This window comes from Bradyrhizobium genomosp. III (genome assembly GCF_000261705.1).
In the GTDB taxonomy this organism is placed as follows: domain Bacteria; phylum Pseudomonadota; class Alphaproteobacteria; order Rhizobiales; family Xanthobacteraceae; genus Bradyrhizobium; species Bradyrhizobium ottawaense.
In genome coordinates, this window is the sequence record NZ_AJQF01000097.1 from 1 (window position 1) to 21,153 (window position 21,153).

At 65.4% G+C, this 21,153-nt stretch carries 27 protein-coding genes and 1 riboswitch; of the genes, 17 read left to right on the forward strand and 10 right to left on the reverse strand.

The window, feature by feature from the left end; all coding sequences use genetic code 11:
- The 4 genes from IC66_RS0109390 to uvrB form a co-directional block, all read left to right on the forward strand.
- A partial coding sequence (locus tag IC66_RS0109390) for a LysR substrate-binding domain-containing protein (RefSeq protein WP_049801862.1) occupies window positions 1-785 on the forward strand: 785 nt, incomplete at its 5' end.
- Window positions 786-887: 102 nt separating this feature from the next.
- The gene (locus tag IC66_RS0109395) at window positions 888-1,112 is read left to right on the forward strand and encodes a hypothetical protein (protein ID WP_018318312.1); all 225 of its coding nucleotides are present in this window, start codon (window positions 888-890) and stop codon (window positions 1,110-1,112) included.
- A 54-nt stretch (window positions 1,113-1,166) separates the two neighbouring features.
- On the forward strand, window positions 1,167-1,397 hold the full coding sequence (locus tag IC66_RS0109400; RefSeq protein ID WP_028140184.1) for a hypothetical protein: 231 nt from the start codon (window positions 1,167-1,169) through the stop codon (window positions 1,395-1,397).
- 92 nt (window positions 1,398-1,489) lie between these two features.
- Window positions 1,490-4,465: an excinuclease ABC subunit UvrB gene (gene uvrB / locus IC66_RS0109405; protein ID WP_083859279.1), complete on the forward strand. Its 2,976-nt coding sequence runs from the start codon at window positions 1,490-1,492 to the stop codon at window positions 4,463-4,465.
- A 59-nt stretch (window positions 4,466-4,524) separates the two neighbouring features.
- On the opposite strand, the gene IC66_RS0109410 is transcribed toward uvrB, so the two are convergent.
- Both IC66_RS0109410 and IC66_RS0109415 read right to left on the reverse strand, forming a co-directional pair.
- The gene (locus IC66_RS0109410; RefSeq protein ID WP_038947454.1) at window positions 4,525-4,911 is read right to left on the reverse strand and encodes a hypothetical protein; all 387 of its coding nucleotides are present in this window, start codon (window positions 4,909-4,911) and stop codon (window positions 4,525-4,527) included.
- A gap of 138 nt (window positions 4,912-5,049) precedes the next feature.
- On the reverse strand, window positions 5,050-5,286 hold the full coding sequence (locus IC66_RS0109415) for a hypothetical protein (protein WP_028140181.1): 237 nt from the start codon (window positions 5,284-5,286) through the stop codon (window positions 5,050-5,052).
- Window positions 5,287-5,581: 295 nt separating this feature from the next.
- Between IC66_RS0109415 and IC66_RS0109420 the strand changes: the two genes are divergently transcribed.
- From IC66_RS0109420 to IC66_RS47660, 5 genes are all read left to right on the forward strand, one after another.
- The gene (locus tag IC66_RS0109420; RefSeq protein ID WP_028140180.1) at window positions 5,582-6,028 is read left to right on the forward strand and encodes a nuclear transport factor 2 family protein; all 447 of its coding nucleotides are present in this window, start codon (window positions 5,582-5,584) and stop codon (window positions 6,026-6,028) included.
- A 231-nt stretch (window positions 6,029-6,259) separates the two neighbouring features.
- A complete protein-coding gene (locus IC66_RS0109425; RefSeq protein ID WP_038947455.1) occupies window positions 6,260-6,700 on the forward strand; it encodes a nuclear transport factor 2 family protein in 441 nt (146 codons plus the stop codon).
- 271 nt (window positions 6,701-6,971) lie between these two features.
- Window positions 6,972-7,889, forward strand: a complete 918-nt coding sequence (locus tag IC66_RS0109430; RefSeq protein ID WP_038947456.1) for a hypothetical protein — start codon at window positions 6,972-6,974, stop codon at window positions 7,887-7,889.
- Between the two features lie 329 nt (window positions 7,890-8,218).
- Window positions 8,219-8,641 carry a hypothetical protein gene (locus IC66_RS0109435; RefSeq protein WP_028140177.1) on the forward strand — a complete coding sequence of 141 codons (423 nt, stop codon included), beginning with the start codon at window positions 8,219-8,221 and terminating at the stop codon, window positions 8,639-8,641.
- Between the two features lie 279 nt (window positions 8,642-8,920).
- Complete coding sequence (locus IC66_RS47660) at window positions 8,921-9,058, forward strand: hypothetical protein (protein WP_164936752.1); 138 nt, start codon at window positions 8,921-8,923, stop codon at window positions 9,056-9,058.
- Between the two features lie 39 nt (window positions 9,059-9,097).
- On the opposite strand, the gene IC66_RS47665 is transcribed toward IC66_RS47660, so the two are convergent.
- The 3 genes from IC66_RS47665 to IC66_RS0109455 all read right to left on the reverse strand — a co-directional run bounded on the left by IC66_RS47665 (window position 9,098) and on the right by IC66_RS0109455 (window position 10,374).
- Entirely contained in the window at window positions 9,098-9,244 is a 147-nt protein-coding gene (locus tag IC66_RS47665) for a hypothetical protein (RefSeq protein ID WP_028140176.1), read from the reverse strand.
- Window positions 9,245-9,442: 198 nt separating this feature from the next.
- Complete coding sequence (locus tag IC66_RS0109450; RefSeq protein WP_038947457.1) at window positions 9,443-9,922, reverse strand: MaoC family dehydratase; 480 nt, start codon at window positions 9,920-9,922, stop codon at window positions 9,443-9,445.
- Window positions 9,922-10,374: a MaoC family dehydratase gene (locus tag IC66_RS0109455; RefSeq protein WP_028140174.1), complete on the reverse strand. Its 453-nt coding sequence runs from the start codon at window positions 10,372-10,374 to the stop codon at window positions 9,922-9,924. The genes IC66_RS0109450 and IC66_RS0109455 overlap by 1 nt, the downstream gene beginning before the upstream one ends.
- 167 nt (window positions 10,375-10,541) lie before the next feature.
- On the opposite strand from IC66_RS0109455, the gene IC66_RS0109460 reads away from it, so the two are divergent.
- Complete coding sequence (locus tag IC66_RS0109460) at window positions 10,542-10,838, forward strand: DUF4282 domain-containing protein (protein ID WP_038947458.1); 297 nt, start codon at window positions 10,542-10,544, stop codon at window positions 10,836-10,838.
- A 140-nt stretch (window positions 10,839-10,978) separates the two neighbouring features.
- On the opposite strand, the gene ychF is transcribed toward IC66_RS0109460, so the two are convergent.
- The 4 genes from ychF to IC66_RS0109480 form a co-directional block, all read right to left on the reverse strand.
- Window positions 10,979-12,076, reverse strand: a complete 1,098-nt coding sequence (gene ychF, locus IC66_RS0109465; protein ID WP_028140173.1) for a redox-regulated ATPase YchF — start codon at window positions 12,074-12,076, stop codon at window positions 10,979-10,981.
- Between the two features lie 5 nt (window positions 12,077-12,081).
- A complete protein-coding gene (pth, locus tag IC66_RS0109470; protein ID WP_028140172.1) occupies window positions 12,082-12,687 on the reverse strand; it encodes an aminoacyl-tRNA hydrolase in 606 nt (201 codons plus the stop codon).
- A gap of 58 nt (window positions 12,688-12,745) precedes the next feature.
- Entirely contained in the window at window positions 12,746-13,456 is a 711-nt protein-coding gene (locus tag IC66_RS0109475; RefSeq protein ID WP_028140171.1) for a 50S ribosomal protein L25/general stress protein Ctc, read from the reverse strand.
- A gap of 264 nt (window positions 13,457-13,720) precedes the next feature.
- Entirely contained in the window at window positions 13,721-13,981 is a 261-nt protein-coding gene (locus IC66_RS0109480; protein WP_028140170.1) for an accessory factor UbiK family protein, read from the reverse strand.
- A 160-nt stretch (window positions 13,982-14,141) separates the two neighbouring features.
- Between IC66_RS0109480 and IC66_RS0109485 the strand changes: the two genes are divergently transcribed.
- The 6 genes from IC66_RS0109485 (at window position 14,142) to IC66_RS0109510 (ending at window position 19,580) form a co-directional block, all read left to right on the forward strand.
- Window positions 14,142-14,879 carry a dienelactone hydrolase family protein gene (locus IC66_RS0109485; protein WP_038947459.1) on the forward strand — a complete coding sequence of 246 codons (738 nt, stop codon included), beginning with the start codon at window positions 14,142-14,144 and terminating at the stop codon, window positions 14,877-14,879.
- An 8-nt stretch (window positions 14,880-14,887) separates the two neighbouring features.
- Window positions 14,888-15,733 carry a prolipoprotein diacylglyceryl transferase gene (gene lgt, locus IC66_RS0109490; protein ID WP_038947460.1) on the forward strand — a complete coding sequence of 282 codons (846 nt, stop codon included), beginning with the start codon at window positions 14,888-14,890 and terminating at the stop codon, window positions 15,731-15,733.
- Between the two features lie 20 nt (window positions 15,734-15,753).
- Entirely contained in the window at window positions 15,754-16,872 is a 1,119-nt protein-coding gene (locus tag IC66_RS0109495; protein ID WP_038947461.1) for a class I SAM-dependent methyltransferase, read from the forward strand.
- Entirely contained in the window at window positions 16,869-17,636 is a 768-nt protein-coding gene (gene pgeF / locus IC66_RS0109500; RefSeq protein ID WP_038947462.1) for a peptidoglycan editing factor PgeF, read from the forward strand. Before IC66_RS0109495 ends, pgeF begins: the two co-directional genes overlap by 4 nt.
- A 187-nt stretch (window positions 17,637-17,823) precedes the next feature.
- Entirely contained in the window at window positions 17,824-18,435 is a 612-nt protein-coding gene (locus IC66_RS0109505; protein WP_038947463.1) for a hypothetical protein, read from the forward strand.
- Window positions 18,436-18,626: 191 nt separating this feature from the next.
- Window positions 18,627-19,580 carry a ribose-phosphate pyrophosphokinase gene (locus IC66_RS0109510; RefSeq protein ID WP_026202002.1) on the forward strand — a complete coding sequence of 318 codons (954 nt, stop codon included), beginning with the start codon at window positions 18,627-18,629 and terminating at the stop codon, window positions 19,578-19,580.
- A gap of 113 nt (window positions 19,581-19,693) precedes the next feature.
- Here IC66_RS0109510 and IC66_RS0109515 read toward each other — a convergent pair whose 3' ends face one another.
- Complete coding sequence (locus tag IC66_RS0109515) at window positions 19,694-20,254, reverse strand: 6,7-dimethyl-8-ribityllumazine synthase (protein WP_038947465.1); 561 nt, start codon at window positions 20,252-20,254, stop codon at window positions 19,694-19,696.
- A 75-nt stretch (window positions 20,255-20,329) separates the two neighbouring features.
- Window positions 20,330-20,490, reverse strand: a riboswitch (FMN riboswitch).
- 411 nt (window positions 20,491-20,901) lie between these two features.
- Here IC66_RS0109515 and IC66_RS0109520 point away from each other — a divergent pair.
- A partial coding sequence (locus IC66_RS0109520; protein ID WP_038947466.1) for a YbjN domain-containing protein occupies window positions 20,902-21,153 on the forward strand: 252 nt, incomplete at its 3' end.

Sequence of the window (21,153 nt, forward strand, 5' to 3'; positions counted from 1 at the left end):
AGCGGCTCGGCGTCGCGCTGTTCGAGCGCAAGGCCAATCGCCTGGTGCTGACGCAGGCCGGCCGCGCCTATCAGAGCGGGCTGACGCCGATCTTCGACGCGCTCGCCAGCCTCACCGCTCAGGTGACGGCGCCGGCAAGCGTCCGCGTGCTCACGATCGGCGTCGGCCACACCTTTGCGATGCGCTGGCTGATCCCGCGCCTGTCGGAGTTTCGCAGCGAAGAGCCCGACATCGAGGTGCGCTTCACCACCGGCGGCGCGTCGGTACCGTTCGGCGAGGACTGGAGCTGCGGCATCAAGCTCGGCACCGGCGACTGGCCTGGTCTCGTCGCCGAGCCCCTGTTCGCCGGCGATCTCACGCCCGTCTGCGTGCCCCGCCTCGCGAGCGGCCTGAAGCGCCCGGCCGACCTGAAGGGACCGAGCCTGATCCGCGTCGAACATTCGCCGGAGGACTGGCCGATCTGGCTGAAAGCCGCGAACCTCACCCGCATCAATCCGCGCGGGCCGGAGTTCCAGTTTTACGGCCAGGCGCTGCAGGCCGCCGCCGACGGGCTCGGCATCGCCATGGGCATCCGCCCCTATATCGACGACGATCTCGCCGCCGGCCGGCTGGTCGCCCCGTTCGACCTCTCGGTGCCCAAGGGCATGCGCTGGTACCTGCTCTATCGCAGCTTTCAAACCGAGCACCGCGACTTTGCCGCGTTCCGCCGCTGGATCATGCGCGCGGCCTCGGAACCCGCCGCCCGCCCGGTCAAGCGGACGGGCCGTGTCGCCGCGCGGAACTGACGCCCGAGGCAAAAAAGCCTGCCGCTTGTGAACGGCTTCACATTCCGGAATCCGCAAACGTGGTCCCCTGACCCTCCGAAAAGAAACGTGGGACCGACAAGAATGACGACCCTCTACGACGGCTTTGACATTGAATCCTTCGAGGCTGGCAAAGGCCTCTGGCACGCCCGCATCCGCCGCGCCGATCTCAGCCCCGTCGCCATCGACGGCGTGCTGTTTCCGGCGATGGAAGTCGGTTTCGCCTGGCCCGATCAGAACGCCGCGATCGCCGACGCCAAGCACCACATCGACCGCTTCCGCCGGCGGGCCGACAGCGACGACGAATAAGCGAGCCGGACGGCAAGCGAACCAGGGCAACAGCATAAAGGGGGGAACCGGGTCATGTCAGTCATCGAAATCGAAGACGCGCCGCGGCCGAGAATTTATGCCCGCAATGTGCTGTCCAACTGCCCGGAATGCGACGGCGATCTCACGGTGCTCCGCGTCATCGGCGGCCGCGCAGGACGCGAGTACTGGACCATGCGCTGCACCGATTGCGGCGGCATCCATCTCGACATCCTCAAGCCGCATCAGGCGGGCAAGGACGACGAGGGTCCGCTGCCGACCGCGTAGGGCCGAGGCTGCTGCCAACCTGCTGTCAGCAGGCTGCATGAGGACGGTCATTCACCCTTTATCGGGAGGCGGACTCATCCCATATTCGGCTCATGGCGAAGAAACCTGCTCCCCCAAAATCCCCTAAATCCAAAGCTCCGAACTCCAAGGCACATCGGCCCGACGTGCAGCCGATCGGGCCGGCCCTGGCCGAGCTGCTCAATCCCGCGATCAATCGCGGCGACGCCGGACTTGGCTCGGGCACCGGCCTGCAGCCGCCGCCGGACAATTCCCGCGACCGCCGCTCCGGCGGCGAGGCCGCGGCCCATCGCGCGCGGGCCTCGACGCCCAAAGACCTTCAAAAGCAGTTTCCGCAGGATAGTGCGCGGCCGATGCCGCTGCGGCCCAACCCGCAGCCGCCGGGCGCCCGGCAATCCACAGAGGTTGGCGGGCTGGAAGAAGCGCCGCAGGCCAATTACGGAACCGCGGCCACGATCCCGACGCTCGATCCGGAACTGGCGCGGCAGCTCGGCCTGCCCACCGAAGAGGACGATGCCGAAGCGCTGGCGCGTCCGCCGCGCAGCAAGATGGAGGCGCTCGGCGTCAAGGCCACCGCCGACGCGTTGGAATCGCTGATCCGCGAAGGCCGGCCGGAGTTCCGCAAGAACGACGGCTCCACCAAGGTGTGGACCCCGCACCGGCCGCCGCGGCCGGAGAAGTCCGAAGGCGGCGTGCGCTTCGAGATCAAATCGGAATATCAGCCCAAGGGCGACCAGCCGACCGCGATCGCCGAGCTGGTCGAAGGCGTCCAGCGCAACGACCGCACCCAAGTGCTGCTCGGCGTCACCGGGTCGGGCAAGACCTACACCATGGCGCAGGTGATCGAGAAGACGCAGCGCCCCGCGCTGATCCTGGCGCCGAACAAGACGCTCGCCGCCCAGCTCTATGGCGAGTTCAAGAACTTCTTCCCCGACAACGCGGTGGAGTATTTCGTCTCCTACTACGACTATTACCAGCCGGAAGCCTACGTCCCGCGCACCGACACCTATATCGAGAAGGACTCCTCGATCAACGAGCAGATCGACCGCATGCGCCACTCGGCGACGCGCGCGCTGCTCGAGCGCGACGACGTCATCATCGTCGCCTCGGTGTCCTGCATCTACGGTATCGGCTCGGTCGAGACCTACACCGCGATGACTTTCGCGCTGAAGAAGGGCGAGCGCATCGACCAGCGCCAGCTCATCGCCGACCTCGTCGCCTTGCAATACAAGCGCACCCAGGCCGATTTCACCCGCGGCACGTTTCGCGTGCGCGGCGACGTCATCGACATCTTCCCGGCGCACTATGAGGACCGTGCCTGGCGCGTGAACCTGTTCGGCGACACCATCGAGACCATCGAGGAATTCGATCCGCTCACCGGCCACAAGCAGGACGAACTCGAATTCATCAAGATGTACGCCAACTCGCACTATGTGACGCCGCGCCCGACACTGGTGCAGGCGATCAAGTCGATCAAGTCCGAGCTGAAGCAGCGGCTCGACCAGCTGCACGACCAGGGGCGCCTGTTGGAAGCGCAGCGGCTGGAGCAGCGCACCACTTTCGACCTCGAGATGATGGAAGCGACGGGAAGCTGCGCCGGCATCGAGAACTATTCGCGCTACCTCACCGGACGCCGTCCCGGCGAGCCGCCGCCGACGCTGTTCGAATACGTCCCCGACAACGCGCTGGTGTTCGCCGACGAGAGCCACGTCACCGTCCCGCAGATCGGCGCCATGTTCAAAGGCGACTTCCGCCGCAAGGCGACGCTGGCCGAATACGGCTTTCCCCTGCCGTCCTGCATGGACAACCGCCCGCTGCGCTTCGAGGAGTGGGACATGATGCGGCCGCAGACCGTCGCGGTGTCGGCAACGCCGAGCGGCTGGGAGCTGAACGAGAGCGGCGGCGTGTTCGTCGAGCAGGTCATCCGCCCCACGGGGCTGATTGATCCGCCCGTCGACATTCGCCCGGCCCGCACCCAGGTCGACGACCTCGTCGGCGAGGTCCGCGCCACCGCGCAGGCCGGCTATCGCTCGCTGATCACCGTGCTGACCAAACGCATGGCGGAGGACCTCACCGAATATCTGCACGAGCAGGGCATCCGCGTCCGCTACATGCACTCCGACATCGACACCATCGAGCGCATCGAGATCATCCGCGACTTGCGTCTCGGCGCGTTCGACGCGCTGGTCGGCATCAACCTCTTGCGCGAAGGCCTCGACATTCCCGAATGCGCGCTGGTCGCGATTCTGGATGCCGACAAGGAAGGCTTTTTGCGCAGCGAGACCTCGCTGATCCAGACCATCGGCCGCGCCGCGCGCAACGTCGATGGCAAGGTGATCCTCTACGCCGACCAGATGACGGGCTCGATGGAGCGCGCCATCGCCGAGACCAACCGCCGCCGCGAGAAGCAGGTCGAATACAACACCGCCAACGGCATCACGCCGGAGAGCGTGAAGAAGCAGATCGGCGACATCCTCAACTCCGTCTACGAGCGCGACCACGTGCTGATCGAGGTCGGCGGCCACGACATGACCGACGACGTCATCTCGATCGGCCACAACTTCGAAGCCGTGCTCGGCGACCTGGAAACGCGGATGCGCGAGGCCGCAGCCGATCTGAACTTCGAGGAAGCCGCGCGCCTGCGCGACGAGGTCAAACGGCTGCGCGCCACCGAGCTCGCCGTGGTGGACGATCCCACCGCCAAGCAACGCACTGTGCAGGGCAAGGCCGGCGCCTATGCCGGCAGCAAGAAGTACGGCGACGCCGCGAATTTACCGGTCAGCGCCATGAAGAAGAAGACCGTGGGCTCCGCGCTGAAAGCCAGCGGCGGCGGAGGCGGCTCGAAGGTCCACAAGCCGCATCTCGACGAGATGCACGGGCCGGAATCGCTGCCCTATCGCGAAAAGCCGACGCTGCCGGCAAAGCCGTTCGGTAGCACGAGCCGGATTATTCAGCCGACGGACTCGCGGCAGTCGGGACCGGAGTTTGGGCCGGCGCCGAAGTCGACGGGCGGGATGCCCGGGCGGCGGGGTGGGTGGAAGAAGAGGTGATTGTCCGACACTGCGGCAGGGGTTGATCGTCGGCAAGCGAGACTCGCTCGGCGTTCCCCTCACCCCACACTCGCCGTCACCACGGCCATCACCGACAGCAGCAGCACGATGGTCACCAACTGCAGCGAGGCGACGGGCTGGGTGCGCCAGGCCGTGATCTTGTCGGACAGCGACAGATGGGCCTCGAAGAACTTTGGTTCGTAGACGGTCTTGAACAGGTGCGGGAAGCTCGGGCCGAGGGTCACGGCGAGCATGGCGTGGGCGAGCGAGGCGATGGCGACGAAGATGGCGACGCCGGGGTCGCCGACGAGATCGTGGTTGCCGCAGAGCTTGAGCAGGAAGGCGGCAGCGGCGAAGGTCGGGAAGCTCTGCAGGATCGTGGTCAGCGCGAGGCCTTCGAGCGCGTTGTGCAGGCGGGACTTTCTGACGGTGGCGAGGGCAGCCATGGCACGTCTCCCTGATGACATGCCGATGACGTTAGCTGCGATGGGATGGGCGTGATGTGAGATGGATCACGCGTCCTTCTTCACCTCGCCCGCTTGCGCGGAGAGGAAGCAGACTGCCGCTGCGGATCGAGGTCGCCCCTACAGCTTGCCCTGGCCGTTCACCTGACCCTGCTGCTGCCGCTGCTTGTCCTGTTCCTTGGCGTGATGCCTGCCGTAGAGGCAGCCGGCGGCGGCGCCGAGGACGCCGTGGTGGCCGGCGTAGTGACCGGCGACGCCGCCGACGACGGCGCCCTTGATGCAGCCCTTGGCGCTGGCGGCGGAGGTCGCGCCAAGCATCAGAAGCGCGGCGGCGATGGCGAAAAGCGGGGCCTTCATGGATCGATGTCTCCGGATGCGGTATCGGCGTCTCAACGGGCGCGAATGGGTCCGGGTTCCAACGCCCGGCGCATGGCAGGAGGCGACCGCGATGTGCCCGCGGCGTCACGCAGGACGCAAAGCGCCGAGCGAATTCTTGCATGCGGAAACGCACGCAACCCGCAATTGCACCCCATGAACCGGGCATTGTGCTCGCGCGTCATACCCTGCAATCACTCTGTGATTTTGCGGATTGATGGACCCGCGAGCCGCACGATAGCGTTTGCAAAGCACGGCCGGTGAGGGCAGGAGCAGCATGACGGTTGAGAAGCTGAACAGGCAACGCGTGCTGCATCTGCTCGACGCCTTCGCGCGCGGCGATCTCGAGGCCGCGCTGGCGTGCTGCACCGACGACGTCGACTTCCTCACCCATGCGCCCATCGACGTGCTGCCGCACATGGTGCCGCGCCACGGCAAGCAAGAGCTGCGCGAGCTCTGGCAGACGGTCTGGTCGCGCTATTCGGAAATCCGCTACAAGGCACCGCACATCCTGGCCGAAGGCGAGGCGGTCGCGACCTACATGCAGGCCTATTTCAGGAAACGCAGCAACGACCGCATCGTGCAGTTCGACATGGCCGTGTTCTACACCTTCCGCGGCGGGCTGGTGGCGGAGATCCGCGAGATCATCGATTCCTACGATCTGGTGCAGCAGGTGCTGGAGCGCGAGATCGGGCCGCTGATCGTGGGTGCACGGGTGGACTGAGCCTGCTCCTCCCCTGGAACCCGCACGCGATCCGCCGGGACCCGGGAGATTACGGGGTTTTGTTGCAAATCTCACAGATCGCCATCAATTGTGCATTGCGAAAACGTGAATTGCGTTTTGGCCGAAATCGGGTATTTTATTCGTATACAAATGAGTTGAGCCCCAGTGCCTGACTGCGCTGGGGTCGTTTTCCGTTTTTCTTTCGCAAAGCCAGCTTCAGGACTGCCCAAAATGACAGAGCACAGCCTCTGGCGTTTCTCGCGCGCGTTGCACCGCGCGATCAACGACCGGCATTTCGAGGACATCGAGGCCCTGATCGACGAGGACGTCGAATGGGCGCTCTACGGCCCGATCGACATGTTTCCGTTCCTCGGCGCGCGCCAGGGCAAGGACGCCGTGCTCGACGTCATCCGCCAGCTCGCCGACAATTTCCAGGTCCGCCGCTTCGACCGCGAGAGCATCATGCTGGGCGTCGATTCCGCCGCCTCGATGCTGCGCTATTCGCTGACGGCACTGGATTCCAACAAGCCGATCAGCTTGCGGGTCGCGCAGTTCGCCCAGTTCAGGGCGGGCAAGCTCACCAGCATGCGCGTCCTGATCGACACCTTCGACCTGGTCGAGCAGGCACTCGGCCGCGCCATTCATCTGCCGAAGATGACCAGCGTCGGCTGAGGGGGACGCCAACGGGCCCCGCTGTTCGGGACCGATGACAACGCCTGACGCGACGTCCTGGCCTCCAGCCCCGCCGGATGCCGTCGTGCCGGAAGCTCGTCGTCGGGCGCGCGCCTCTCGCGCGGCCCGTTGGTTCGCGTCCCCACGCGAGTTGCCACAATTTCGCAACGATAAATCCGCATTGATGCGAGCAGACCGAATGGCGCATGGTCATCACCACAGACCGTCTTATATTGGCGGACAACGTGCGCTGGGGTTGGCGGGCAGGACGATGGAATTCTCGACAGGTTGTGGCTGGACCAGGCTGCCGGTGCTGGCGGCCGCGTTCATCTTGGGCTCTGTGCTGACGGTTTCGGCGCAGATCATTCCGCCCTTCTCCCCACCCGCGGGCGCGTCCGACGAGGCCGAGACCGAGACGGCAGAGGCCCCCGACGTCAACGACCCCGACGTGCTCAAGGGCATCGACGTCGACAAGCTCGACTGGAGTCAGCTCGCGGTCGACGCCGGCACCGGCATCGACCCGATCGCCGCCAAGAAGCGCGCCCAGGCCGCCGCCAAGGACGGCCTCGACTGGTCGTCGAATGCCAATGCGAACGGCTCCTCGGCGGTGACGGTGAAACAGTCCGTGTTCTCGTTCTGGGATACGCGGATCGGCGCCGACATGACGGTGACCAGCGAGCCGCGGACGATGTCCGAGCTGCTGGCGCAAAAGGCCACCAATGGCGGCAACCTGCCGCAATCCTCCGGCAGCGCCTGGGCGACGGCGACCGCGCCCGGCGCCGGAGTCATCTGGGACAAGACCGCGGTGGAAGCCCGCGTCGATCCCGGCTCGGAACAGAGCAAGCTCGGGGCCTCGCTGACCAAATCGGTGCCGCTGTCCGGCGACACCTCGCTGACGCTGCAGAACGGCTACAGCGTCAACCAGCAAGGCACGAGTGCGGTCCCCGGCATCGGCGGCCACATCACCCGCAATTACGAGACCGACCAGTCCGCCAAGGTCACCCTCACCGACACCGGCACCAGCGTCACCGCCGGCCAGACGCTGTCGACCATGGACGACAAATGGCTGCGCAAGGTCGGCGCCGAGCAAAAGCTGTTCGACAACGTCACCGTCTCCGGCTCGGTCGGCGAGACCTCGCAGGGCGCGATCAACAAGAGCGTGACGGCGGGTTTCAAGAAGAGCTGGTAGGCCAAGCCTCTACTCTTGCCCTCATCCTGAGGGCGCTCCAAAGCAGCGCGTCTCGAAGGATCGAGGCCGCGCTGCGAGGGCGGGGACGGCATGGTTCGAGACGCGCGCGAAGGGGCGTACTCCTCACCATGAGGGGGTGGGTTCCGACGCGCGTTACCGCCATTCAGACTCTCGTAACCATACGCCACGGCAAAACCCCCGAATGGTCCGCCCTTGCCGCATCTCGGCCCATTTGCGGCCCAATTCCGGCGCCCTGATGCAGGCTGCCTCACAGACGTCGTCGTGCGGGGGACACTCGCGCTGCGCTCAACGCGAACAGGGGAATAACGATGAACGCCATGCGTCCGGAAAAGACCGAAGCCGCCGAGACCGAGACGGTCGACACCAACCTCGCTGCAGTTACGGAAGTCGAAGCCGGCATCCGCGACTTCGTCCGCAACGACATCGCCTATCTGCGCCGTCCGGCGGCGACGACCACGGATGCGCCCCCGCTCGATCCGAGCGCGGAGGCCACCGTCACCAACGTCAACTCGCTGATCCAGCGCGTCGCCGGCACCTCGCTCGCCGAGATCGAGAATCTGATCTCGGAGCTCGAGAGCCTGCGTGACCTGCTGCATGCCGAGGGCCAGCGCGTTCAGCGCGAGATCTCCGGCTATGCCCAGCTCAGCCAGGCCGCGATGAAGTCGACCCGCATGATCGCCGACAACGTCGCGCAGTGGAAGCGCGCCGCCGACGGCCTGCGCAATAGCTGATCGTACTGAGCATCACCGAACCGCCGCGTTCCGAAAGGAACGCGGCGATTTTGATTCTGGGGGGTCTGTGCCCCGGCTCTGCGGCTCGCAGTGACGCGCCGCAGAGCCGGGGCCCATGGTCAGGATTCATGCGCGGCGCAATGGGTCCCGGCTCTGCGCCGCAGCGTTACACTCTGCAGCGCGTCCGGGACACGAGAGTGCACATTTGAACCCCCCGCGCCTTCCCGGCGACCAATGCCAAGCGCCCGCTTCTCTTGCGGCCGGGCCGGGGGACATTTCATGGAAAGCATTCGGCCCGACAACACGGACCCGATCTCGCTGCGGCCCGCGCCCAATCAGCTCGGCACGATCATGCTGCGCTTCGTCGGATTGCTGGTGGTTGCGATCGCGGTGCTGGCGTTCGTCTACAGCCGCTGATGCGGGGCCGTTTTCCGGCCCCGAGAACTTAACAGATTCCTACCGGCTCGCGTCGACAGCCGAGGCTTCCAGGGTGTAGGCGCCATCGGCATAGCCCTTCACCACCATGCCGGCGACCAACATCACTGCCAGCGTCGCGGTAGCGAAGAGAAATCCGACAAGCTTGAGTGCGCCGCGATCTGCCATGGTCCTCGTCCCCTGTACTCTGCCCAATTCGTTTCAATTAGACAGCGACAGGTTCATAATTAGTTAGCAACTCACTGGTTCCGCCAAACTGCTTCGCGGTAACCATGTTGCGCAGGCTTATGGCAGCCGCCCGGAATCGCGTCCATAGCGCGCGGGCAACACTCGCGCACTCATTTGCCCGTTCATCTTGGAACAGATCTAACCGCTCTTCCGCATCGGCACGAAGGCGCTGGCGGTGATGGAATAGACGTCCTCGCCGCGCTGGTTGGTGCCGGTGGTGCGGGCGGTCAGGATGCCCCAGCCCGGGCGCGAGGCCGAAGTGCGCTTGTCGGTGACGACGTTGACGTAGGCGACGGTGTCGCCGGCGAGCACCGGCCTGATCCAGCGCAGATCGCGAAAGCCCGGCGAAGGTCCCCACACCGCAACCTCCTCACCGCGCGATACGGCCTCGCGCGCCAGGCGCTGGCCGTCGGCGACAAGCAGGCTCATGCAGGCCGAGCCGACATGCCAGCCCGAGGCGGCAAGCCCGCCGAACAGCGAGTTCTTGCCCTCCTCCTCGTCGAGATGAAAACGCTGCGGATCGAACTTCGCGGCGAAATTCTTGATGGCCTCGGCCGTGAACGTATAGGTGCCGATCTCGCGGCGCTGGCCGATCTCGATGTCGTCGAAGAACCGCATCAGACCGCCCCCTCGCGCCGCTTGATCAGGATCGGCGAGGTCATCTCGCCCAGCGGCTCACCCTTGGCGTTGCGCACGGTGCATTTGAACTTGACGATGCCGAGCTCGGGGCGGCTCTTCGAGGGGCGCGCCTCCAACACGTCGACGTCGAGCATGAGATCGTCGCCGGGCCGGAGCGGCGAGAGCCAACGCACCTCGTCGACGCCGGGAGACCCCAGCGACGCGGCGCGGGTAATAAAACCGTCGGCCATCATCCGCATCATCAGCGAGCAGAGGTGCCAGCCCGAGCCGGACAGGCCACGCAGCATGCTCTTGCTGGCAGCCTCCTCGTCCAGATGCATCGGCTGCGGATCGAACTCGGCCGCGAAGGCCAAAATCTCGTCGCGGGTGACGTGGCGCGGGCCGAATGTTCCGAACCGGCCGGGCGGGAAATCTTCGAAGGTCAGGGTCATCTTGGGATTGGCTAGCGGAAATGACAGATTGTGGCCGCACTTTGCGGCAATCTCAACCCGCCGGCCCGCATGGCTCGTGCTACATACGGGGTGGCGGCGTTGGTCTTGAGTCGGATCAACCGAGGGCCAAGATCCATTTACCAAGGCCCGATGCCCTGGGGAGAGCAATGTTTTCATTCAGCGATCTGTTTCAGTGGGACCGCTTCATCACGCCGACGATCATCAAGACCTTCTATTGGCTGGTGATCGCGTTGATCTGCCTGTTCGGCCTCTCCGGCATCTTCTCCGGCCTGGCTGCGATGGCGATCAGTCCCTTTGGCGGCTTCCTGGTGCTGCTGTCGTCGATCGCCAGCGTCGTCGTCGGAATCGTATTCTCGCGCATCGCCGCGGAGCTGATCCTGATCGTCTTCCGCATCAACGAGCATCTCGGCGCCATAAGGGATCAGGGCGGCGGGTTGCGGTGAGGCAGACGCAGGTGGCGTAGTCACCGGCCTCGTAGGGTGGGCAAAGCGAGGCGTGCCCACGTCTTCCGTCGCAATATTGGTTAGATGGTGGGCACGGCGCGATGCGCCTTTGCCCACCCTACGGCACCGATGTCAGCGTCTTACGTATTAAACCGGAAATGCATCACGTCGCCGTCGGCGACGACGTATTCCTTACCTTCGAGGCGCAGCTTGCCGGCATCGCGGGCGCCGGCTTCGCCGCCAAGCGCCACGTAATCCTCGAACGCAATCGTCTCTGCGCGGATAAAACCCTTCTCGAAATCGGTATGGATCACGCCGGCCGCGCCCGGTGCCTTGGTGCCGCGGTAGATGGTCCAGGCGCGTGCTTCCTTCGGGCCCACCGTGAAGTAGGTGATGAGGTCGAGCAGCGTGTAGCCGGCGCGGATCAGGCGATCGAGGCCGGCTTCCTCTAGACCCAGCGTTTCCAGGAAGTCGGCGCGTTCCTCACGCGAAATGGTGGCGATCTCGGATTCGATCTTGGCGGAGATGACGACGGCAACCGCGCCTTCCTTGGCGGCCTGCTCCTGCACCGCCTGGGAGAACGAATTGCCTGTCGCGGCCGAGCCTTCCTCGACGTTGCAGACATAGAGCACGGGCTTGGACGACAGCAGGCCGAGCATGCCGAAGGCGCGCTCCTCCTCCGCCTTGCGCTCGACGAGGCGCGCGGGCTTGCCTTCACGCAGCAGCACCAGGGTGCGGTTGACGAGGTCGAGCTGCTCCTTGGCGTCCTTGTCGTTGCCCTTGGCCTTCTTGGTGAGGTTGTCGACGCGCTTCTCGAGGCTGTCGAGGTCGGCGAGCATCAGCTCGGTCTCGATGGTCTCGATGTCGGCGAGCGGGGCGATCTTGCCCTCGACATGGGTGATGTCGGAATCTTCGAAGCAGCGCACGACATGCGCGATGGCATCGACCTCGCGGATGTTGGCGAGGAACTGGTTGCCGAGGCCTTCACCCTTGGACGCACCGCGCACGAGGCCGGCGATGTCGACAAAGGTCAGCCGGGTCGGGATGATCTGGCCGGACTTGGCGATCGCCGCGAGCTTGTCGAGCCTGGGATCGGGCACCGCGACCTCGCCGACATTCGGCTCGATGGTGCAGAACGGATAGTTCGCCGCCTGCGCCGCGGCCGTCTCGGTCAGCGCATTGAACAAGGTCGACTTGCCGACATTGGGCAATCCGACGATTCCGCATTTAAATCCCACGAGCGTTATTCCTTGCCGTTCTCGTCCTTGGTCAAAAATCCCTTCGCCTGCATGGCGAGATGCACCCTGTTGGCGAAGGTCGCGTCCGTGCCCTTGGCGACCAGGCCTGCGTGCTCGGCCACCGCTTCGCACAGCGCCGTCACCCAGTCGTTGTCGGCCTTGGCGAAGTCCGACAGCACGTGGCCGTGCACCAGTTCCTTGACGCCGGGATGACCGATGCCGAGTCGCACCCGGCGATAGTCGTTGCCGATATGCGCCGAGATCGAGCGCAGGCCGTTATGGCCGGCGATGCCGCCGCCGATCTTCACCCGCACCTTGCCCGGCGGCAGCTCGAGTTCATCGTGAAACACGGTGACGTCGCCCATGGCGATCTTGAAGAAGCTCGCCGCCTCCTGAACGCTGCGGCCGGAATCGTTCATGTACGTCGTGGGCTTGAGCAGGATCACGCGCTCAGTGCCGAGCGTGCCTTCCGAGGTCTCGCCCTGAAAACGACGGCGCCATGGTGCGAAACCATGACGCCGCGCGATCTCGTCGACGGCCATGAAGCCGATATTGTGCCGGTTACGTGCGTATTTCGCGCCGGGATTGCCGAGCCCAACAAAGAGTCGCATGACGCGGCGCGCCCCTCGCTCGGCGCGCGATCAGGGACCGCGCGCCAGCTTTGAGAGATTACTTCTTCTTGTCGCCGCCGGCGGGAGCCTTGGCAGCCGCGGCAGGTGCAGCAGCAGCCGGAGCCGCAGCGCCAGCCGCCGGAGCAGCCGCAGCAGCGCCAGGAGCTGCAGCCGCAGCCGCGGCCTTCTGCTCTTCGGCGTAGCCGGACGGCGGCACGATGGTGACGAGGGTTGCGTCCTCGCGGGTCAGCGCCTTCACGCCGTTCGGCAGCTTGACGTCCGACAGATGCAAGGAGTGACCGATTTCCAGCGAGCCGACATCGGCCTCGATGTACTGCGGAATGCTCTCGACGCCGCATTCGAGCTCGATCGCATGGGCGACGATGTTGACCGTGCCGCCGCGCTTCACGCCCGGGGAGGCTTCCGACTTCACCACGTGCAAGGGCACGCTGATGCGGATGGTGGCGCCTTCGCCGAGCCGCATGAAGTCGACATGGATCGGGAAGTCCTTGACCGGATCGAGGTGGTAGTCACGCGGAATCACGCGGTGCTTCTTGCCCTCGAGATCGATGTCGACCAGCGTGGTCAGGAACCGGCCGGCGAGGATGCGCTGGCGCAGTTCGCGATCTTCGATCGAGATCGTGACGGGGGGCTGGTTGTTGCCATAGATCACTCCGGGCACTCGCCCGGCGCGACGCTCAGCCCGGGCGGCCCCCTTGCCGCTCTTCGGACGTGCGGTCGCCTTCAATTCCTTGACGGTCGTCGCCATGTCGTTAAGTCCTTGTTTTTGCAAAAGTTAATGGGCCGCAGCGCGGCCCATGGCATCGTTCGCAGCAAGCCTCCAGGGGTGCGGGGGCCACGAACTGGCGGGCTTTTACCCGGAAGATGCGGAAATGACAAGGAAATGCGAGGATTTTTTGTGCGGCCGGTATCCCCCGGAACACCGTCATCGCCGGGCTCGTCCCGGCCATCCACGTGTTGCCGGGCACCAGGTTAGACGTGGATGCCCGGGACAAGCCCGGGCATGACGACCTCAGCCCGGCGCCCCGCCGAGCTTGGCCTCCACCGCCGCGAGTCGCGCCTTCAGCGCCTCGTTCTCCTCGCGGGCCAGGCGGGCCATGTCCTTGACCGCCTCGAACTCCTCGCGCTTGACCAGATCCATGTCGCGCAGGAATTTTTCGGCCTGGGTGCGCAGCACCGTGTCGAACTCGCGCTTGACGCCCTGGGCGGCACCGGCGGCATCGTTCATCAGGCGGCCGATCTCGTCGAAAAACCGGTTGTTGGTCTGGGTCATTTCGGTCTCCTGGCGGCCTCTACTTTGCGCGAACTCTCGAAAAGACAATGGCAATCCGAGCGGAACGGTTCAAGGCCCGATCGGAGGTATCCTTGTCATGCCCCGGTTTCCTTGCAATCGTATTCATCGTCCCTGCATAAGAAGAATCAAGGCGCATGAGATGATCGACCAGCAGATCGCGATCCCCACCAGGGACGGCCACACCGCAACCTTCATCAGCCATCCCGAACGTGGCGGGCCGTTTCCGGTCATCCTGTTCTACATGGACGCGCCGGCGATCCGCGAAGAGCTGCGCGACATGGCGCGCCGGCTCGCGACCTCGGGCTATTACGTGATGCTGCCGAACCTCTATTATCGCTCCGGCGTGATGGAGCTCGGCGCGCTTCCGGCCGACCCGAACGCGCCGGAGCGCAAGCGCATGTTCCAGCTGATGGGGTCGCTCACCATCCCCATGATCATGGACGACACCCGGGCGCTGCTCACCTATGCCGAGGGCCAGGCGGCCGCGAACACCAGACTGGTCGGCACCGTTGGCTACTGCATGAGCGGCCGCTACGCCATCAACGCCGCCACGCATTTCCCTGACAGCGTCAAGGCGGCCGCCTCGGTCTACGGCGTGCAGCTGGCAACGGATCAGGCCGACAGCCCGCACCTGGCTGCGGCTAAGACCAAGGCCGAGCTCTATTTCGCCTGCGCCGAGACCGATGTCTACGCGCCGCCGGAGGTTATCGAGAAGGTCAAAGAAGCCATGAACGGCGCCAAGGCCGAGGTCGAGATCTATCCCGGCACGCATCACGGCTTCGCCTTCCCCAAGCGCCCGGTCTATGACCGCGACGCCGCCGAGCGGCATTGGGAGCGCCTGTTGGCGCTCTATCGCCGCAATCTCGTCCAGATATAGAAGGCGAGATGCAGCTTCTTCTCATCGACTTCCCCGCCTTCAAGCCGATTGCGCTCGAGATCGGCCCGTTCGCGATCCGCTGGTATGCGCTGGCCTATATCTGCGGCATCGTGTTCGGCTGGCTCTATGCGCGCTCGCTTCTGAAGAAGGAGCGCCTGTGGGGCGGCCCCGCGCCGATGTCGCTGCTGCAGATTGACGACTTCATCCTCTGGGTCACGCTCGGCATCATTCTCGGCGGCCGCACCGGCTACGTGCTGTTCTACAATCTGCCCTTCTTCATCGATCATCCTGCCGCGATCTTCCGGTTGTGGGAGGGCGGCATGTCCTTCCATGGCGGCTTCCTCGGCTGCGTCGTCGCGGTGATGTGGTTCGCCTTTCGCAATGGCATCTCGATCCTGTCGCTCGGTGACATCACCACCGCGGTCGCCCCGGTCGGGCTGCTGCTCGGGCGCATCGCCAATTTCATCAACGGCGAATTGTGGGGCCGCGCCACCGATGCGAGCCTGCCCTGGGCGATGATCTTTCCCAACGATCCGACGCAGCTGCCGCGTCATCCGAGCCAGCTCTACGAGGCCGGCATGGAAGGCATCCTGCTGTTCACCGTGCTCGCGGTGATGATCCGGCTCGGCGCGCTGAAGCGGCCGGGCATGATCCTCGGCGCCTTCATCCTGATCTACGGTCTGACCCGGATCGCCGGCGAGCACTTCCGCGAACCGGACGCCCAGCTCGGTTTCCTCTGGGGCGGATTAACCATGGGCATGCTGCTGTCGATTCCGATGCTTATCGTGGGCGGCATACTTATTGTATTGGCAGTCCGGCGCGGTGCGCCGAAGCCCGCAGGGGCCGTTCGTTAATTCATTTCGAGAAGATAGCCGTGACCGAACAGCCGCTACTCAACGAGATCAAGGCGCTGATCAAGTCCTCAGGTCCCATGCCGGTCTGGCGGTACATGGAACTGTGCCTGATGCATCCGCGCCATGGCTATTACGTCTCGCGCGATCCGCTCGGGCGTGAGGGCGACTTCACAACCTCACCCGAAGTCAGCCAGATGTTCGGCGAGCTCCTGGGGTTGTGGACCGCCTCGGTGTGGAAGCAGATGGGCTCGCCGCAGTTCCTGCGGCTGATCGAGCTCGGCCCCGGCCGCGGCACCATGATGGCGGACGCGTTGCGCGCCCTTCGCGTGCTGCCGCCGCTCTACCAGGCGCTTCACATCCACATGGTCGAGGTCAATCCCGTCTTGCGCGAGCGGCAGAATGCGACGCTGTCGGGCGTGCGCAACATCGCCTGGCACGACAGCATCGACGACGTGCCTGAGGGACCGAGCATCATCCTCGCCAACGAATATTTCGACGTGCTGCCGGTCCACCAGATGGTCCGCCACGAGTACGGCTGGCACGAGCGCGTCATCGAGATCGATCCCAACGGCAAGCTTCAATTCGGCGCAGCGCCCGAGCCGACGCCGCGCTTCGACGTGCTCCTGCCGCCGCTCGTGCGCGCCGCACCCGTCGGCGCCGTGTTCGAATGGCGCCCCGACGGCGAGATCATGAAGCTCGCCACGCGCGTCCGCGACCAGGACGGCGCGGCGCTGATCATCGACTATGGCCATTTGCGCAGCGATGCCGGCGACACGTTCCAGGCGATTGCGCGCCACACCTTCGCCGATCCCTTGAAGGCGCCGGGCCAGGCCGACGTCACCGCTCATGTCGACTTCCAGGCGCTGGCGCGCGCGGCCGAAGATGTCGGCGCGCGCGTGCACGGGCCGGTGACGCAAGGCGACTTCCTCAAGCGGATCGGCATCGACACAAGGGCCGCCGCCTTGATGCAGAAGGCAACGCCGGAGGTCGCCACCGACATTTCGATCGCCCTCAAGCGGCTGACGGATACCGGGCGCGGCGGCATGGGCTCGATGTTCAAGGTGCTCGGCATCTCCGAGCCGCGGTTGACAGGCATTGCCGGCCTCAGCGATCTCGAACAGGCCGGAGAAGCCTCATGACGCTCGCTTCGTCGCTGCTGTCGGCTGTGCCCGGCCTGCGCCACTCGTTCTTCACCCGCGAAGGCGGCGTCTCCAGTGGCATCTACTCCGCGCTGAACGGCGGCCTCGGCTCCAATGACGATCAGGCCCTTGTCGCGGAGAACCGCCGCCGCATGGCCGAGCATGTCGGCGTTGCGCCGGAACGCTTCCTCAGCCTGCACCAGATCCATTCGCCCGACGTGCTCGTCGCAGAAGCGCCGTGGCCGAACGGGCCGCGGCCGAAGGGCGATGCGCTGGTGACGAACACGCCCGGCATCGCGCTCGGCGTCTCCACAGCCGATTGCGGGCCGGTGCTGTTCGTCGATCCCAACGCGCGCGTGATCGGTGGCGCACATGCGGGATGGAAGGGCGCGCTGACGGGCGTGCTGGAGGCGACGATTCTAGCGATGGAAAAACTCGGCGCGACGCGCAGCGGCATCATCGCCGCGATCGGGCCCTTGATCCGACAGGACAGCTACGAGGTCGGCAACGAGTTCGTGGCGCGCTTCATCGAGGCCGATGCCGACAACGCGATGTACTTCATCCCGTCGGTGCGCGAGGGCCACGCGATGTTCGACCTCGCCGGCTTCATCCGCAAGCGGCTGGAGGCCGCCGGCATCCTGATGATCGACGATCTCGGCGTCGACACCTACGCCGACGAGCGCTTCTTCAGCTATCGCCGCTCGGTGCATCGCAAGGAGCCGGATTACGGCCGCCACGTCCACGCGATCGCGCTGGAAGCGTGAACACAAGGGCAACACTGTGTGTCGTTCCGGGTCTCGCGAAGCGAGAACCCGGAATCCATCGTGCAGCAATTCACGCGGCGAAATGGATTCCGGGCTCGCGCCAAGTGGCGCGCCCCGGAATGACCGTGTGTTGTGTCGCTCCCGCCCTAGACCTTAATCGATTTTAACGATATCGCTGCCCTCCATAATGAGGGACGCGTCATTCATCCTGGGCCGTGCGGGTTCGCGCGTGCTGGCGGTCATGCTGCTCGCGGCAGCGACCGAGCTTGGCGGCTGCGCCGGCGGCGGGGCCGCCAACTCCTATGCGATGGCGCCGAGCGCCGGCTCCGGGGCAACGGTCGCCTTCGAATCGATCGACGGGCCGCCGCCGCAGGTGTTCGACCGCATGGTCGGCGTGATCGACAGCGAATCCAAGCTGCGCAGCCTGTCCGTCGTCTCCCGCGAAGGGACCGCCGCCTACCGCGTGCGCAGCTATCTCTCCGCCCAGGTGGTGCGCGGCAAGACGGTGATCGCCTGGGTCTGGGACGTCTACGACGCCAACCAGCAGCGGGCGCTGCGCCTCTCCGGCGAGGAACCGACCTCGGCCAAAGGCGGCCGCGATCCGTGGGGAGCAGCTGACGACCTCGTGCTGCGGAAGATCGCCCAGGCCGGATTCAGCGGACTTTCCAACATGATCAACGGAACGCCGGATGCCCCGGGCACGGCTCCTGGCTTGCGGGGCCCGGCGGTGGCGAGCGTGATCCCGCAGGGCCCAGTGGCGGAGATGCCGGCCACGGCACTCGGCTACGCCGACCGATAACCCCCGCTAAACCACGGCCTCAAGTTGCGGCCAAGCCGTTGGCCCGACTCAGGATTTCGAAGGGAAAACGTAGCATCCCGGGTTGCCATTGCAGCCTCCGGCCTGATATTTCCTCGCCCGTCGTAACCGTGCTTCCAGTGGGATCTGAGATGTTGAACGTCGTATCCAGCAAAGCGCGGGAGGAAGCGTCCATGTCGGCCAAAAACGGCTCCATCAAGCTCGTCGCCGGCAACTCCAATCCGGCCCTCGCGCAGGCGATCGCGCAGGGCCTGGACCTGCCGCTGACCAAGGCGGTGGTGCGGCGCTTCGCCGACATGGAGATCTTCGTCGAGATCCAGGAGAACGTGCGCGGCTCGGATGCCTTCATCATCCAGTCGACCTCGTTCCCGGCGAACGACCATCTCATGGAATTGCTGATCATCACCGACGCGCTGCGCCGCTCCTCGGCGCGCCGCATCACGGCGGTGCTGCCCTATTTCGGCTACGCCCGGCAGGACCGTAAGTCGGGCTCGCGCACGCCGATCTCGGCCAAGCTGGTCGCCAACCTGATCACGCAGGCCGGCGTCGACCGCGTCATGACGCTCGATCTGCACGCCGGCCAGATCCAGGGCTTCTTCGACATTCCGACAGATAACCTCTACGCCGCGCCACTGATGGTGCGCGACATCAAGGAGAGGTTCGACCTCTCCAAGACCATGGTGATCTCGCCCGACGTCGGCGGCGTGGCCCGCGCGCGCGGCCTCGCCAAGCGCATCAACACTCCGCTCGCGATCGTCGACAAGCGCCGCGAACGGGCGGGCGAATCCGAGGTCATGAACGTGATCGGCGACGTCGCCGGCTACACCTGTATCCTGATCGACGACATCGTGGACTCCGGCGGCACGCTGGTGAACGCGGCCGACGCGCTGATCGCCAAGGGTGCCAAGGACGTCTACGCCTACATCACCCACGGCGTGCTCTCCGGCGGCGCGGCCGCCCGCATCGCGGGCTCGAGGCTGAAGGAGCTCGTGATCACCGACTCGATCCTGCCGACGGACGCGGTGACCAAGGCGCCGAACATCCGCACGCTGCCGATCGCCAGCCTGATCTCCGACGCGATCGCGCGCACGGCGGCGGAAGAGTCGGTGTCGAGCCTGTTCGACTGACACCGTCATTCCGGGGCGGCGCGAGAGCGCCGAACCCGGAATCCATCTTGCAGCAATCCGTGTCGATCAATGGATTCCGGGCTCGCGCTTCGCGCGCCCCGGAATGACCATGCCTACCCCACGATCCCCGCCGCGACCTGGCCGCGCAGGCGTTCCAGGCCGAGCAACGTCTCCGCACAAGCGGCCGCGACCTCGACGCCCTTGATCGCAAAATGCTTGCGGAAGAAGTCGTAGTGCACCTCGGTCTCGTGGAATTGCTGCGGCGTCAGCACCGCGGAGAACACCGGCACTTCGGTGCGCAGCTGCACGTCCATCAACGCCTTGATCACGGTGTCGGCGACGAATTCGTGGCGATAGATGCCACCATCGACGACCAGGCCGGCCGCGACGATGGCGGTATAGCGCCGCGTCTTGGCGAGGACCTGCGCGTGCAGCGGGATCTCGAACGAGCCAGGTACCTCGAACACGTCGACATGGGTGAGATGGCGCGCCTCGGCCTCCTTGATGAAGGCGATACGCGCCTCCTCGACCACGTCGCGGTGCCAGCAGGCCTGCACGAAGGCCACCCGCTGCGGCTTGGCAAAGCGCGGGTGGTCGGGCGCCGGGTCATGCGGAACCGGCGGTTGGGCGGCTTCAGAAGTTTCGGTTTTGGGGTCTTGCAGCATCTGATTCATGGCTTTCCTTCTCAAGGACCAGAATCAGGGCACACGGAACGACAAACAGCCGCATCTTGCGATGCGTCTGCCTCCGACCGTTCTCTTTCATCCGGACTTTAACCGTCGGCTTCGGAGTTGCACCGAATCTGCTGACCCTTCCCCTCGGCAAGAAGACCTTAGGCAAGGCGCTCGCGGGCTTAGGCCTTTCGGCCCTTACCGCCGGTGGGGACTTTCACCCCGCCCTGAGAACATCGGCCGTCCGGGATGAACGGCCTGGCTGGAAATATGACGCCAGCCGGCGGCCGCAGCAAGCGTGTTCCGCATGGAGAAGGCGCATGGTCCCATGCCGTCATGGCGGCCCGGCCCTCGCGCGGCGGAATTAACGAATGGCGCCCTCCCCCGCGAATCCGATTCCGGTTTGTTCTCATCCATCCGGATCGAGGACTTCCCTCCGTTAAGAATTGTGGCGGAGATGAGCTGTGGACGAACGAGTCCTGACTTGTGGACGGACTCGGGACCCCGTTGCGCAGATTCCGCAAATCACATCACTTGATCCGCGACAGGCCCGCGCTGATCCGAGGGATCGCACCAGCGACGTTGAGGGAGCGTGCCGGGCCGACCGCGTGCGTATCAAGGACAACAAGAAGGCAAGAGGTCGAGACGGCATGTCCCTGCTCGAAAGCACTATCGATTCCAAAAGCCATCCGCTTGCGGTGGTCGAGGATATCGCTGCCAGCAACAACTGGCCGTTCGAACGCTCCGGCGAGGACGAACTCACCATTGTCTCCAAGGGACAATGGACCGACTACCAGCTCTCCTTCACCTGGATGGGCGAGATCGAGGCGCTGCATCTGGCCTGCGCGTTCGACATGAAGATTCCGGTCGCGCGCCGCGGCGAGGTGCAGCGGCTCGTCGCC